Raw genomic sequence first — 13,708 nt, forward strand, 5'->3', positions numbered from 1 at the left:
TGAGTGATTTCCGGCAGCTCACGCGGAAAGTGATACGGCGAGGGACTGGGTGCTACTGGCCGGACACCCCCCAGCTTGTTGCAAGGTGAGGCTCGGAGGCCGGGAGATAGTGGATGATACCGGAGGTTTTCGGGGTCTGTTCGAGCGGGAGCCGTGTTGCGGAGCAGGTCCGCTCCGCGCATAGTTGCGCTGCAAAGAGCCGGGAACCGGGGGTGGGATGGGCGATGGCCGGGCACGGGACGGACGAGCATCCACACGGTGCTGACCGACTCTGCGACGCCGGGGAGCGCGTGTACTCCCGGGCCGTACGACGGGGCCGGGTGCCGCGCACGGACGCCGAACCGGTGCCGTGCCTGCTGGAGCTGGCCCTCCTCCACCCCGACCCCGACGACATGGCCTGGCTGGTGCCGACCTCCCCGCAGGAGGTCATGACCCGGCTGCTGCGCGGGGTGTACGACGAGGTCAGCGAGAGCCACCGGCGGGTGGGTTCGGCGGTCGAGGCCTTCGAGCGGTACGCCGGTCTGGGCCGCCGGGTGCAGGCGTCCGCCGCGGCGCCGGGCTCCCTGGAGGGCGCCGCGATCCGTGTCCTGGACGGCCTCTCGCGCATACAGGCGGCGATGGACGACGCGACGGAGGCCTGCACGAGCGAGGTCCTCACCGTCCAGCCCGGCGGCATCCGCCGCGAACCGGAGCTCACGGAGGGCCTGCACCGGGCGGTGGCGCTGCGCTCGCGCGGGGTCCGGATGCGCGACCTCTACACCCACGTGGCCCGGCACGGCCAAGGCCTCCTGAACTACCTGGAGTTGATGGGCGACGCGGTCGAGGCGCGCACCCTGGACGAGGTCGTCGACCGGCTGATCCTCTTCGACCGCACGGTCGCCTTCATCCCCGCCAACGCCGACCACACGATGGCCCTGGAGCTGCGCCACCCCGCGTTGATCGACTACTTCGTCACGGTCTTCGACCGCCTGTGGCGCCTGGCGATCCCGGTCGCCGCCCCCTTGCCGGACACCGGCATCGAGGGCATCTCGCACCGGGAGCAGTCCATCGCGGCCCTGCTCGCGGACGGCCACCAGGACGCGGTGATCGCGGAACGGCTGGGGATCAGCGTGCGGACCTGCCGCGCCCATATCGCCCGGTTGTCGGAGACGCTGGGCGCGGCCAGCCGTACCCAACTCGGCGTGCGCATCGCCCAGGTGGGCCTGGACGGCACCGCGTCACGGCTGCCGGACGTGCCCGTGCAGCTCACGCCGGTGGATCAAGAATCCCCGACCGCCCTATGAGATAGCCGAGTTGGGCCCGGCTCTCGCTGCCGAGGGTGGCCGCGAGCTTGGCTATGTGGACCCGGGCGGTACGGATGTTCATGCCCAGGCGGACCGCGATCACCGCGTCGGTGTGCCCCTCGACGAGCAGGCCCGCTATGGCGCGCTGGCGCTGGCTGATGCCGTTGAGGGAGGGCTGGTGGACCCGCTCCGGGTACATGGGGGTGGCCAGGTGCCAGAGGCGGTCGAAGACCGTGACGCAGAAGGCCACCAGGGACGGGTGGCGGACCTCCAGGGCGAGGGTGCGGTCCTCGTTCGCCGGGAGGAAGGCCACCGCGCCGTCGATGACGATGAGACGGTCGGGGATCTCGTCCAGGGTGCGGACCGCGACATTGCCGTGCAGCCGCTCGTAGCGGGCGACGATGGACGGCGCGTGGCGCAGGGTGTGCTGGTAGAGCGTGCGGATACGGCCGCCGCGGTCCAGCAGGGCCTGGTCGCGGGCGAGTGCCTCGGCGTGGAACTCGGGCGCCGTGTAGGTCGTGTGCGTGATGTGCGGCTGGATCGCCAGCACCTCGCCCGAACTGGCCGCCATCGCCGCGGTGATGGCCGAGCCGATCCGGTCCAGCCCGCTCAGCACGGCGAGCGTGGGGATCCGCTCCGCGCCCGCGCGGCGGCCGTCGATCCGCAGCAGCGGTTCGAAGGTCTCCGCCAGCCGCTGCTCGCGCCGGCGCTCCTCGGCGACGCGGTCCTCCATGGCCCGCAGCATTCGGTGGAAGGCGACCGCGGGGGCGACCGGCTCCAGTGTCAGCAGGTCCGTCACGGAGTGGGTCAGCAGGCCGAAGTCGACCAGACAGGGCGCCCGTTCGGCCTCGGCGCCGCTCACCCGGCCTTCGCGCAGGGCCTGTTCGTACACCTCGGTCCCCGCCGCGCACAGGTCTTCCACGCCGTGCTCGGGGTGCGGCGGCGTGTTCACCGCGCGGCTCCTTCCCGCTTGAGGATTCCCGACTCCGCGATGAGATAGCCGAGTTGGGCCCGGCTCTCGCTGCCGAGGCTGGCGGCCAGCTTGGCTATGTGGACGCGGGCCGTGCGGATGTTCATACCCAGGCGGTCGGCGATGACCGCGTCGGTGTGGCCCTCGACGAGCAGGCCCGCTATGGCGCGCTGGCGCTGGCTGATGCCGTTGAGGGAAGGACGCTGGACGGCGTCGGGGTACATCGGGACGGCGAGATGCCAGAGGCGGTCGAAGACCGTGACGAACCAGTCGATCAGCGAGGGGTGGCGGACCTCCAGGGCGAGGCTGCGGTCCCTGCTGGCGGGGATGAACGCCACCTGCCGGTCGATGACCAGGAGCCGCTCGGTGACCTCGTCCAGGGTGCGGGCCTCGGCGTCGCCGCGCAGTTGCTCGTAGCGGGCCAGGACGAGGGGTCTGTGGCGCTGGGTGTGCTGGTAGAGGGTGCGGATACGGCCGCCGCGGTCGAGCAGGGCCTGGTCGCGGACGAGTGCGACGGCCTGTGCCTCGTGATTGCGAGGGCCGACGTTGGGCTGGATGGCGAGGAGCTCGTCCGTGGCGTCCGCCATGGCCTCGGTGATCGCCTGGTTGATGCGGTCCTTGTCACCGAGGACGGTGAGCGTCGGGTTCGCCGTGTCCGCCGTACGGGAGCCGTCGAGTTGGAGCAGCGGCGCGAAGGCGCTCTCCAGGCGCTCCTCGCGGCGCCGCTCGTCCGCGATGCGCTCGGCGGACCGCCGCAGCAGACGGTGCAGGACGGCGGCGGGGGCGACCGGCCGCAGGTGGTGGGGGTCCCCCACGTCGGGATGCAGCAGGCCGAGGTCGACCAGGCAGGGTGCCTTGTCCGCTTCGTCTGCGGGGGCCCGGCCGTCGCGCAGCGCGCGGACGTACAGGCTGAGGCCTTCCGCGCACAGGTCCTCCGCTCCGTGCGTGTGTGCCTCGGTCACGGTCCGCTTTCTCCCTCCTGCGCCGGCTGGTCCTGCTGCAGGATCCCCGACTGGGCTATGAGGAAGCCGAGCTGGGCGCGGCTGCCGCTGCCCAGGGCCGTGGCGAGCTTGGCGATGTGTGCCCGGCAGGTGCGCACGTTCATGCCCAGGCGCCGGGCGATGGCCTCGTCGACGTGGCCCTCGACGAGCAGCTTGGCGATGGAGTGCTGGATGTCGGTGATGCCGTCGGCGGCGGTCTCGTAGGGGCTGCCGGCGCTCAGCGGGACCGCGCGGCTCCACATGAACTCGAAGACCTTGATCAGGTAGCTCACCAGCCCCGGGTGCCGCAGCTCCAGGGCGACCTGGCGGTCGTCGCGTATCGGGATGAAGGCGACCGTCTCGTCACAGATGACGAGGCGCTCGACCAGCTCGTCGATGGTGCGGTACTCCACCTTGCCGTTGGCGAACTGGTCCACGTAGGCCAGCCGCTCCGGGATGTACCGGGCGGTGTGCTGGTACAGCGTCCGGATCCGTACGCCGCGGTCGGTCAGGGTCTTGTCGCGCTCCAGGCCCTCCATGATCCGGCGCTCGGGGTGGCGGACGCTGGGCTGGACCGTCAGTACCTCGTTGCGGCACTGGTCCGTGGCCAGGTCGAGTGCTCCGTTGATGCGGTCGAGGCCCTCCAGCACGGTGATCGAGTGCTCCGGGGTCGAGCCCTGCGCGGTGAGCGTCATGAACGGCTCGAAGACCTCGGCCAGCTCCATGGACGTGCGCCTGCGCTCGGAGATCTCGCGTTCCAGCGGGTTGAGCCGCAGCGACAGCGCCACCGAGGGGGGCACCGGCCGGAGCCAGTTCTCGTCGTCCGGATCGGCGTGCAGGAGGGCGAACTCCATGAGGCAGGGGGCGTCCGCCACATCCGCGCGGGCTACGCGTCCCGTGCGTAGTGCGTTGGCATATACGCGTCTTCCTTCCTCACACAGTTCAGCGATGGTGTGGGGATGTGTCTCTTCTGTCGGATTTATAGTCAAATCTCCACCCCCCAGGGTCCTGAACATGCAGGAACATGATGCACTCATTGTGTGGTCATGACGTGCCTGAATGAGCCATCGTCTTATCAGACGGGGGAAGAGGGGACCTTCAAGTGAGGACGAAGCCGACTATGCGTAAGAGAATGCTTCGCTCGGTGCTTGTCGCCGCCTTCTCCGCCGTTGTGGCCTTCGGAACGCTGAGTGGCCTCTCTGGTGCGAAGAGCGACACGCGGGCGGGGGACACCCAATGGTCGTCGGTGCAGGCCGACGCGGCCGTCGACGACGTCGTGGCCACACCCGGCGACACCCAATGGTCGTGACATGACGACACCTCCCGACGACCGCAGCTTCCGCCGAGAGATGGCCACGGCCTACCGCTCGGGCTGGCACTTCATCGATCTGGCCACCGCGATCCCCCACAGCGGTGACTCGCTCATGGTGACCGTGTTCGGCGAGCCGGTCGTGGTGACGCGGGACGAGGACGAGGACGTCCGGGCGTACCGGTGTCTGCGGCGGCCTCGGGGGGCGCCGCAGCCAGTGCGATGCGCCATCCGGTACGGAATGATCTTTGTGAATCTGGACCAGCGAGACCACCGGCTGGTGGAGACGGATGCCCCCGACATCCAGACCATCTCAGCCACCCCCCGCAGTGCCTGACGCGATTCCCCCGTCGTAACAAGATCGCTCAGGTGCTTCCCCCCGCAGCGGCGTCACCGTGACCTGAACACGGTGACGCCGCTGCAGTTTGTGCGGAATGTGCGGGTATGGGCCCTGCGTCAGTGGCCGGAAGTGATCGCCTCGGCGCCTCATGGGCCGTCCGCTCAGCCCTTCCTTGGGGCCTGTCCGACGGGTCATGCCGCAGACGCGGGGTCCGGCACGCCCACCTGTGGCGCTGTCGTCGGTCTCCCCCGGTCTCGGCTTCGCTCGACCGGGAGGGACCCCCGTCGCTCCGCGTCGCCTTCCTGCTCCGCCTTGCGGTTGGGCGCACCGGACCCCGCGCGCCGACGCCGGTCAGTCACCGTTGCTTTCCTGCGACCCGATCCGCCGGACGGGCCCCAGCGCCCGTGTCAGCTCGATCTCGATCACCACGCGGGACGGGTTCGGTGACGGTGTCCGCCCGTAGCGCTCGGCGTACCGGCGCTCCGCCTCCGCGACCCGGTCGGGTTCCGTGCGTACGGAGGCCCGGCCCTCCAGCGTCGCCCAGCGCCGCCCGTCCACCTGGCACACGGCGACCCGTGCTCCGAGGGGGCCGGCCGACAGCACGTTCAGCACCTTCCTGCTCGACTTGTTCGCGATGACCCGAGCCAGTCGCGCCTCCGGGTCGTATGTCACTCCGACGGGAACGACATGCGGGCTGCCGTCGGGGCGCGGGGTCGTGAGGGTGCACAGGTGCCGTTCCTGCCAGAAGGTGAGGTACGACGGGTCGGGATCGCCCGGGTCCACCGGATATGCGGCCATGGTCCCGGAACTTAGTCCCCCGAACCTCCCCGCCACCGCCTTGAGTGGAATAGACTCAACTTTGTGCACGTTGACGGAGTCAGTCCGTGTACGAAGGCCGTAGGAGGAGGAGCACCGGAACGTGGACGCCGAGCTGACCAACAGGAGCCGGGACGCGATCAACGCGGCCAGCAAACGAGCCGTGACCGGGGGGCACGCCGACCTGACCCCGGCCCACCTGCTTCTCTCGCTGCTCGCGGGGGAGGACAACGAGAACATCACCGACCTGCTGGCCGCCGTCGAAGCCGACCAGGCCGCCGTACGGTCCGGGGCCGAGCGGGTGCTCGCCGCGCTGCCCAGCGTGACCGGGTCGACCGTCGCGCCCCCGCAGCCCAGCCGTGAGCTGCTCGCGGTGCTCGCGGACGCCGACGAGCGCGCCAAGGAGCTCGGCGACGACTATCTCTCGACCGAGCACCTGCTGATCGGGATCGCCGCGAAGGGCGGTGCGGCCGGGGACGTACTCTCCCAGCAGGGGGCCAGTGCGAAGAAGCTGCTGGACGCGTTCCAGAAGAGCAGGGGAGGGCGCCGGGTGACCACACCCGACCCCGAGGGGCAGTACAAGGCGCTGGAGAAGTTCGGTACGGACTTCACGGCCGCCGCCCGCGAGGGCAAGCTCGACCCGGTCATCGGGCGGGACCAGGAGATCCGGCGGGTCGTCCAGGTGCTGTCCCGCCGCACGAAGAACAACCCCGTCCTCATCGGCGAGCCCGGCGTCGGCAAGACCGCCGTCGTCGAAGGGCTGGCCCAGCGGATCGTGAAGGGGGACGTGCCCGAGTCCCTGAAGAACAAGCGGCTGGTCTCGCTCGACCTCGGTGCGATGGTCGCGGGTGCGAAGTACCGCGGTGAGTTCGAGGAGCGGCTGAAGACCGTCCTCGCCGAGATCAAGGACTCCGACGGCCAGGTCATCACCTTCATCGACGAGCTGCACACCGTCGTGGGCGCGGGCGCCGGCGGCGACTCCTCGATGGACGCGGGCAACATGCTGAAGCCGATGCTCGCCCGCGGCGAGCTGCGCATGGTCGGCGCGACGACCCTGGACGAATACCGCGAACGCATCGAGAAGGACCCGGCGTTGGAGCGCCGCTTCCAGCAGGTGCTGGTCGCGGAGCCGTCCGTCGAGGACACGATCGCGATCCTGCGCGGCCTGAAGGGACGCTACGAGGCGCACCACAAGGTCGTCATCGCGGACAGCGCGCTGGTGGCCGCCGCGACCCTCTCCGACCGCTACATCACCTCCCGCTTCCTCCCCGACAAGGCGATCGACCTCGTCGACGAGGCGGCGTCCCGGTTGCGGATGGAAATCGACTCCTCCCCGGTGGAGATCGACGAACTCCAGCGCTCCGTCGACCGGTTGAAGATGGAGGAGCTGGCGCTCGACAAGGAGAAGGACGCCGCCTCGATCGAGCGCCTGGAGAAGCTGCGCCGCGACCTCGCCGACCGCGAGGAGGAACTGCGCGGCCTCAACGCCCGCTGGGAGAAGGAGAAGCAGTCCCTCAACCGGGTCGGCGAGCTGAAGGAGAAGCTCGACGAACTGCGCGGCCAGGCCGAACGAGCCCAGCGCGACGGCGACTTCGACACGGCCTCCAAGCTGCTCTACGGCGAGATCCCCTCCCTGGAGCGGGACTTGGAGGAGGCCTCGCAGGAGGAGGCGCTGACGTCTTCCGCCTCCGGCGGGGGCTCCAAGGACACGATGGTGAAGGAGGACGTCGGCCCCGACGACATCGCGGACGTCGTCGGCTCCTGGACCGGCATCCCCGCAGGCCGCCTCCTGGAGGGCGAGACCCAGAAACTCCTGCGCATGGAGGAGGAGTTGGGCCGCCGCCTCATCGGCCAGCGGGAGGCCGTACAGGCCGTCTCCGACGCGGTACGACGCACCCGCGCGGGCATCGCGGACCCCGACCGCCCCACCGGCTCCTTCCTCTTCCTCGGCCCGACGGGCGTGGGCAAGACCGAACTCGCCAAAGCCCTGGCCGACTTCCTCTTCGACGACGAACGGGCCATGGTCCGCATCGACATGTCGGAGTACGGCGAGAAGCACAGCGTGGCCCGGCTGGTCGGCGCGCCTCCCGGCTACGTCGGCTACGAGGAGGGCGGTCAGCTCACGGAGGCGGTGCGCAGGCGCCCGTACTCGGTGATCCTGCTGGACGAGGTGGAGAAGGCGCACCCGGAGGTCTTCGACATCCTGCTCCAGGTACTGGACGACGGTCGCCTGACCGACGGCCAGGGCCGCACGGTCGACTTCCGCAACACGATCCTGATCCTCACCTCGAACCTGGGCAGCAACTTCCTGATCGACCCGGACACGGGCGAGGACGAGAAGAAGGCACAGGTTCTGCAGGTGGTGCGGCAGCGCTTCAAGCCGGAGTTCCTCAACCGCCTGGACGACATGGTGGTCTTCTCGGCTCTCGACCGGGAGGAACTGGGCCGTATCGCGGCCCTCCAGATCGGCCGCCTGGCCAAGCGCCTCGCGGAACGCCGCCTCACCCTGGAGATCAGCGACGAGGCCCTGACCTGGCTCGCCGACAACGGGAACGACCCGGCGTACGGCGCGCGCCCCCTCCGCCGCCTCGTCCAGACGGCGATCGGCGACCGCCTCGCCAAGGAGATCCTGGCGGGTGAGGTCAAGGACGGGGACACGGTCCGGGTGGACGCGTTCGGGGACGGGCTGATTGTGGGGCCGGCGACCGGTAAGACGCTGTAGGTGGCACCGTAGGGCCCTGGGCCGACCGGATCAGGTCAGCCCAGGGCGGACAGTCCCGGCAGGGGTTGCCACCCCCCTCCCCGGATGGGGGAGGATGGCGGAATCCGTACGAAGGGAAATACACGGTGAGCATCGACCCGTCCTCGATTCCGAACTTCGGGGGCCAGCCCGAGCCGAACCCCCAAGGACCGGCGGGCCCCGTCGTCCCGGATCAGGACCTTGTGAAGCAGCTCCTCGAGCAGATGGAGCTGAAGTATGTCGTCGACGACGAGGGTGACCTCGCGGCGCCGTGGGAGCAGTTCCGTACGTACTTCATGTTCCGTGGTGAGGACGACCAGCTCGTCTTCTCGGTGCGGACGTTCTACGACCGTCCCCACGAGATCGACGCCAAGCCGCAGTTGCTGGAGTCCATCGACGACTGGAACCGCCGCACCCTGTGGCCCAAGGTCTACAGCCACACCCACGACGACGGCACCGTCCGTCTGATCGGTGAGGCGCAGATGCTGATCGGCACCGGCGTCGACCTGAACCACTTCGTCTCCTCGACGGTGAGCTGGGTGCGGGCCGCGATCGAGTTCGACCGCTGGCTGGTCGAGCAGCTCGGCCTCACCGAGGAGGTCGACGAGGCCGCCGAGAAGCCCGAGGACGAGGGCGACGAGGAGTAGACCACCTCGGCCCCTTTCGACCTGTGTGAACGTAACGGCGCCCGTCCACAGCCTGTGGACGGGCGCCGTTGTCGTACCGCTCAGCCGGCCAGTTTCTTGAGCCGGTCCACCGCCTCCTCCAGCACGCCCACCTTCTTGCAGAACGCGAACCGCACGAAGGGCGCGCCCTCCTCCCGGTGGTCGTAGAAGACCGCGTTCGGGATGGCGACGACCCCGGCGAGTTCCGGCAGGGCGCGGCAGAAGGCGAAGCCGTCGCCGTTTTGGGAGAGCTCGGGGCCCAGGGGGCGGATGTCCGTCGTGATGAAGTACGTGCCCGCCGGGCGGAAGACCTCGAAGCCCGCCTCCGCCAGGCCCGTCGCCAGGACGTCCCGCTTGGCCAGCATGTCCGCGCGGAAGGCGTCGAAGTAGGAGTCGGGGAGGGCCAGCGCCTCCGCGACCGCGTACTGGAACGGGCCCGACGCCACATACGTCAGGAACTGCTTCGCCGAGCGCACGGCCGTGACCAGCGGTGCCGTCGCGGTGACCCACCCGACCTTCCAGCCCGTGAACGAGAACGTCTTGCCCGCCGAACCGATCGACACCGTCCGCTCCCGCATCCCCGGGAACGTCACCAGCGGAATGTGCTCGGCCGCGTCGAACACCAGGTGCTCGTACACCTCGTCCGTGATCACCAACAGATCGCGTTCTACGGCGAGTTCGGCGATCGCGGCGAGTTCCTCGCGGGTGAGGACGGTGCCGGTCGGGTTGTGCGGGGTGTTGATGAGGAGGAGGCGGGTGCGGTCGGTGACGGCGGCGCGCAGTTCGTCGAGGTCGAGGCGGAACGACCCTTCGTGCGGGCGCAGGGTGACCGGTACGCGGGTGCCGCCCGCCATCGCGATGCAGGCCGCGTAGGAGTCGTAGTACGGCTCGAACGCGATGACCTCGTCGCCGGGCTCCACCAGGGCCAGCAGGGCCGCGGCGATGGCCTCCGTCGCGCCCGCCGTGACCAGGACCTCGGCGTCGGGGTCGTAGGAGAGGCCGTAGCGGCGCTCCTGGTGGGCGGCGATCGCGGTGCGCAGTTCGGGGACGCCGGGGCCCGGCGGGTACTGGTTGCCGCGTCCGTCGCGCAGGGCGCGGACCGCCGCCTCGCGGATCTCCTCGGGGCCGTCCGTGTCGGGGAAACCCTGGCCGAGGTTGATCGACCCGGTCTTCAGGGCCAGGGCGGACATCTCGGCGAAGATCGTCGTCCCGAACTCGGCGAGCCGGCGGTTGAGGAGGGGGCGTGCGGTGGAGGTCATGCCCGTCATCCTGCGCCCAAGCTCTGGACTTCCTCAACTCTGCTTTGGCACGTGAGACGGCCGGGCATCCCTGTGTCACGCACCACACGAGGCGCCCACGGGGGGCCGCTTCGGGGGAATCGGAAGGAGGGTGACGTCATGTTCTTCTTCGTCATCCTGGCGGTGATCGCGGTCTTCTTCGTCACGGCGATCGTCCGCGCGGGGCGCAAGAGCAGGATCGGCAAGGGGTCGGGTCGTGGGGCCGGGCTCCGCAGCGGTGGAACGGCGGCCGGTACGAGCAGTTGGTGGGCCGGGGACGGTGGTTCGTCGTCCTCGGGCGGGGGTCACCACGGTGGCGGTCACCACTCCTGCGGCGGCGGGCACTCGTCCTGCGGGGGCGGGTCGTCGTGCGGCGGCGGCTCGTCCTGCGGGGGCGGGGGCGGGGGCGGCTGCGGCGGGGGCAACTGAGCGGGGCCGGCGGGGGCCGACAGAGAAGGGTCGGCAGGGGGCGACCGAGCGGAGCGGCGGGAGCAACTGAGCGGGCCGGCGGGGGCAACCGAGAAGGCCCGGCAGGGGCCGACCGCGAAGCCGGCAGGAGCCGACCGAGAAAGGTCGGCCGGGGGCAACCGAGCGGACGCGGTGACAGCCGGCACGGGGCGGCTGAGCACCGCGGAAGGGGCCCCGTAAGGAGCCTTGCAAGGGGCCCTGCCCGGGGTCGAGGCGCTCGTCGGGAGATCGCTCCCGGCGGGCGCCCCGGCGCGCGCCTTACACGCCTGGGCGTACGCCTTCGTTGAACAGTTGAGCTGTGCAGCCCCCTGAGGGATGGAAACCCCACGAAGTTGGGTAAAAACGCTGTGGTGGCGCCACCGCTCATGATTCCCTCTAAAACACCGACGCAGCCCCAACGCAACCCTTCGGGCGCCTGCAGACACCTTCTCCTTACTGGGCCGACCGGGCCGATGCCCCGGTGTCGGCCGGGGTGTGCCAGACCCCCACACCTCCCCTTTCTTTGCGTGCTAGCGGAGCCGATCCATGCTCACGACCCTGAAGACCTCCTACACCGACACGCGCGCGGCCGACCTCGCCTGGACCCTGGGGCGCGAGCCGCTTCCCGCCCTGGCCACACTCGATCTCGAACTCGCCGGTGCGAAGCTCCAGTTGAGACTGCTCGGCGCGTCCCACCAGGTACTCCTGGACGAGGCGCGGGGCTGCTGTTCGGAGACGGTCGCGTGCATCCCGGGTTCCAGCACACCGCTGCCGCTCGGGGTCGCCAAACGGATCGGCGACTGGGAGTACGAGTTCGCGGCCCGGGTCGAGGTGCTGTCCCCGGGGCAGTTCGCGGGCCGCGCCCAGGAACTGCTGGCCCTGGTCGCCGACCATCCCAACGGCCTGGCGGGGGTCTTCCCCGGCAGCCCGCACGCCTTCACCGCGATGCTCGCCCAGCGGCACGAGGGCCAGGTGCACTGGCGCACCTGGCACGCCTATCCGCAGGACGGGCAGTTGGTGGCGACACGGACCCGGGTGGGGGTGCGGGTGCCGGTGCCGGTGGGGCACGCCGTGCCGTCTCCGGTATGAGCCGTGGGGCCGACACCGACTCCGGTCGCCGTAAACACATTCCACACGTGTGGGTGACGAAGCGTGCCCTTCATGTGACGTAACGTCGCAGCGTGATCGAACCGCACGCGCCGGCCCGGCCGGGTACCCAGCCACCGTGGGCAGGCCCCGCGCGGCTGCCCGTACGGCCGGGCACGGGCCGGTTCCTGGTGCTCGCGGGGGTCTTCGTCTGCGCGGCCTGCGGACTCGTGTACGAACTCGAACTCGTCGCGCTCGCCTCGTACTTGATCGGCGACTCGGTCACCCAGGCGTCCGTCGTCCTGTCCGTGATGGTGTTCGCAATGGGCATCGGCTCGCTCGCCGCGAAGCGCCTGCGCTGGCACGCGGCGGCCGGTTTCGGCGCGGTCGAGGCGGCCCTCGCGCTGATCGGCGGGTGCAGCGCGATGGCGTTGTACGCGGTCTTCGCCTGGACCGGGAACTGGGGCGGCCTGTGGGCGCAGGGCCCGCGCTGTCTGCTGGTCGCCTTCTCCCTCGCGATCGGGCTGCTGATCGGCGCGGAAGTCCCGTTGTTGATGGAGCTGATCCAGCGGATCCGCCGCCAGGACGCGGGCGGCGCGGTGGCCGACCTGTTCGCGGCGGACTACGTCGGCGCGCTCGTCGGCGGCCTCGCCTTCCCCTTCCTGCTCCTCCCCTTCCTCGGCCAGCTCACCGGCACCCTGCTCACCGGCACGGTCAACGTGGTCGCCGGCGGCTGTCTGGTCCTGGGCCTGTTCCGCCGCGACCTGAGCCGCCGCTGCCGCTGGCTCCTGGTGATCACCAACCTCACCGTCCTCGGCCTGCTCGCCTCCGCCGCCGTCCTGGTCGACGACTTCGAACGGGCCGCACGGCAGGCCGTCTACGGCAAGGACGTCCGCGTCGCCCTCCAGACCGACGTCCAGGAGGTCGTCCTCACCGGCGGCACCCACGGCCGGCCCCTCAACCTCTTCCTCGACGGCCGCCTCCGGGTCAGCGGCCGCGACGAGCACCGCTACCACGAGGCCCTCGTCCACCCCGCGATGGACGGCCCCCACGCGCGCGTGCTCGTCCTCGGCGGCGGTGACGGCCTCGCCGCCCGCGAGGTGCTCCGCCAGCGGGGCGTGCGCCGCGTCGACATCGTCGAACTCGACGCGGGCGTCGTCCGGTTGGCCCGCCACGACCCCGCCCTGTCCGCCCTCAACGACCACGTCTACGACGACCCGCGCGTCCATGTCACCACGGGCGACGCCTTCGACCTGCTGCGCGCGGTCCGCCCGGGCACGTACGACGTGGTGATCGCCGATCTCCCCGACCCCGGCATCACCGCCAGCACGAAGCTGTACTCCCAGGAGTTCTACGGCCTCGCCCGCCGTGCCCTCACCGAGCGGGGCCGGCTGGTCGTGCACGCGGGTCCGGTCGCGTCCCGGCGCCATGTCTTCTGGACGGTGGTCTCGACGATGCGCGCGGCCGGACTCCACACCGTGCCCTATCGGGTCGGCGGGCGGGCCTCCGGCTTCGCGGCGGGGCCCGATCGGACGACCGGGACGTCCGGGGCTCCGCGGGACTGGGGGTTCGTGCTGGCGGCGCGGGGGGTGGTGCCCGCGGAGGTGGGGCTGGAGGGGGAGGAACGGGCGGCGGAGCGGATGTGGGTGCCGGGGGTGGCGGCTTCCACGTTGGTGCATCCGCGGTACTGAGGAAGTGGGGGGCGGCGGCCCCCGCGAACGCCCGCACCAAACACACCAGCACTTAAGGGCAACGACAGGTGTAGCCCCGCCCAACCTAGGTAGGCTCGGCAAGC

General features: G+C 70.6%; 13 protein-coding genes. 8 read left to right on the top strand and 5 right to left on the bottom strand.

Annotated features, from left to right (window positions below; all coding sequences use genetic code 11):
* The first annotated feature begins 224 nt into the window (after positions 1-224).
* The gene (locus OG223_RS28625; RefSeq protein WP_329254572.1) at positions 225-1,283 is read left to right on the top strand and encodes a helix-turn-helix transcriptional regulator; all 1,059 of its coding nucleotides are present in this window, start codon (positions 225-227) and stop codon (positions 1,281-1,283) included.
* Here the strand turns inward: OG223_RS28625 and OG223_RS28630 are convergent.
* From OG223_RS28630 to OG223_RS28640, 3 genes are read right to left on the bottom strand one after another with little or no spacing between them, the layout of a single operon-like run.
* A complete protein-coding gene (locus OG223_RS28630; protein WP_329254575.1) occupies positions 1,246-2,235 on the bottom strand; it encodes a helix-turn-helix transcriptional regulator in 990 nt (329 codons plus the stop codon). The two genes, OG223_RS28625 and OG223_RS28630, sit on opposite strands and share 38 nt — an antisense overlap.
* Positions 2,232-3,215 carry a helix-turn-helix transcriptional regulator gene (locus tag OG223_RS28635; RefSeq protein ID WP_329254578.1) on the bottom strand — a complete coding sequence of 328 codons (984 nt, stop codon included), beginning with the start codon at positions 3,213-3,215 and terminating at the stop codon, positions 2,232-2,234. Before OG223_RS28635 ends, OG223_RS28630 begins: the two co-directional genes overlap by 4 nt.
* Entirely contained in the window at positions 3,212-4,249 is a 1,038-nt protein-coding gene (locus tag OG223_RS28640) for a helix-turn-helix transcriptional regulator (RefSeq protein ID WP_329254581.1), read from the bottom strand. The genes OG223_RS28635 and OG223_RS28640 overlap by 4 nt, the downstream gene beginning before the upstream one ends.
* 128 nt (positions 4,250-4,377) lie before the next feature.
* On the opposite strand from OG223_RS28640, the gene OG223_RS28645 reads away from it, so the two are divergent.
* Positions 4,378-4,542 (top strand): hypothetical protein, encoded by a 165-nt coding sequence (locus OG223_RS28645; RefSeq protein WP_329265933.1) that lies wholly within the window; start codon positions 4,378-4,380, stop codon positions 4,540-4,542.
* A gap of 1 nt (position 4,543) precedes the next feature.
* Positions 4,544-4,879 carry a hypothetical protein gene (locus OG223_RS28650; protein ID WP_026151350.1) on the top strand — a complete coding sequence of 112 codons (336 nt, stop codon included), beginning with the start codon at positions 4,544-4,546 and terminating at the stop codon, positions 4,877-4,879.
* Positions 4,880-5,233: 354 nt separating this feature from the next.
* On the opposite strand, the gene OG223_RS28655 is transcribed toward OG223_RS28650, so the two are convergent.
* The gene (locus OG223_RS28655) at positions 5,234-5,680 is read right to left on the bottom strand and encodes a pyridoxamine 5'-phosphate oxidase family protein (RefSeq protein ID WP_329254584.1); all 447 of its coding nucleotides are present in this window, start codon (positions 5,678-5,680) and stop codon (positions 5,234-5,236) included.
* A gap of 121 nt (positions 5,681-5,801) precedes the next feature.
* On the opposite strand from OG223_RS28655, the gene clpB reads away from it, so the two are divergent.
* Positions 5,802-8,420 (top strand): ATP-dependent chaperone ClpB, encoded by a 2,619-nt coding sequence (clpB, locus tag OG223_RS28660; RefSeq protein ID WP_329254588.1) that lies wholly within the window; start codon positions 5,802-5,804, stop codon positions 8,418-8,420.
* 125 nt (positions 8,421-8,545) lie between these two features.
* Complete coding sequence (locus OG223_RS28665; protein WP_329254591.1) at positions 8,546-9,085, top strand: YbjN domain-containing protein; 540 nt, start codon at positions 8,546-8,548, stop codon at positions 9,083-9,085.
* 80 nt (positions 9,086-9,165) lie between these two features.
* On the opposite strand, the gene OG223_RS28670 is transcribed toward OG223_RS28665, so the two are convergent.
* The gene (locus OG223_RS28670) at positions 9,166-10,371 is read right to left on the bottom strand and encodes a pyridoxal phosphate-dependent aminotransferase (RefSeq protein WP_329254594.1); all 1,206 of its coding nucleotides are present in this window, start codon (positions 10,369-10,371) and stop codon (positions 9,166-9,168) included.
* A gap of 129 nt (positions 10,372-10,500) precedes the next feature.
* On the opposite strand from OG223_RS28670, the gene OG223_RS28675 reads away from it, so the two are divergent.
* The 3 genes from OG223_RS28675 to OG223_RS28685 all read left to right on the top strand — a co-directional run bounded on the left by OG223_RS28675 (position 10,501) and on the right by OG223_RS28685 (position 13,604).
* Positions 10,501-10,809, top strand: coding sequence for a hypothetical protein (locus OG223_RS28675; protein WP_329254597.1), 309 nt, complete (start codon positions 10,501-10,503; stop codon positions 10,807-10,809).
* Positions 10,810-11,373: 564 nt separating this feature from the next.
* Positions 11,374-11,916, top strand: coding sequence for a DUF2617 family protein (locus tag OG223_RS28680; protein ID WP_329254600.1), 543 nt, complete (start codon positions 11,374-11,376; stop codon positions 11,914-11,916).
* Positions 11,917-12,008: 92 nt separating this feature from the next.
* On the top strand, positions 12,009-13,604 hold the full coding sequence (locus tag OG223_RS28685) for a polyamine aminopropyltransferase (RefSeq protein WP_329254603.1): 1,596 nt from the start codon (positions 12,009-12,011) through the stop codon (positions 13,602-13,604).
* Positions 13,605-13,708 lie beyond the last annotated feature (104 nt).

This window comes from Streptomyces sp. NBC_01478 (genome assembly GCF_036227225.1).
Classification (GTDB): domain Bacteria; phylum Actinomycetota; class Actinomycetes; order Streptomycetales; family Streptomycetaceae; genus Streptomyces.

What these genes read in the sequence shown, in the direction of transcription:
- OG223_RS28625 (WP_329254572.1), top strand. Translation starts at nt 225, where the DNA reads ATGGCCGGGCACGGGACGGACGAGCATCCACACGGTGCTGACCGACTC.
- OG223_RS28640 (WP_329254581.1), bottom strand. Translation starts at nt 4,249, where the DNA reads ATGTTCAGGACCCTGGGGGGTGGAGATTTGACTATAAATCCGACAGAA.
- OG223_RS28650 (WP_026151350.1), top strand. Translation starts at nt 4,544, where the DNA reads ATGACGACACCTCCCGACGACCGCAGCTTCCGCCGAGAGATGGCCACG.
- OG223_RS28655 (WP_329254584.1), bottom strand. Translation starts at nt 5,680, where the DNA reads ATGGCCGCATATCCGGTGGACCCGGGCGATCCCGACCCGTCGTACCTC.
- OG223_RS28670 (WP_329254594.1), bottom strand. Translation starts at nt 10,371, where the DNA reads ATGACGGGCATGACCTCCACCGCACGCCCCCTCCTCAACCGCCGGCTC.
- OG223_RS28675 (WP_329254597.1), top strand. Translation starts at nt 10,501, where the DNA reads ATGTTCTTCTTCGTCATCCTGGCGGTGATCGCGGTCTTCTTCGTCACG.
- OG223_RS28680 (WP_329254600.1), top strand. Translation starts at nt 11,374, where the DNA reads ATGCTCACGACCCTGAAGACCTCCTACACCGACACGCGCGCGGCCGAC.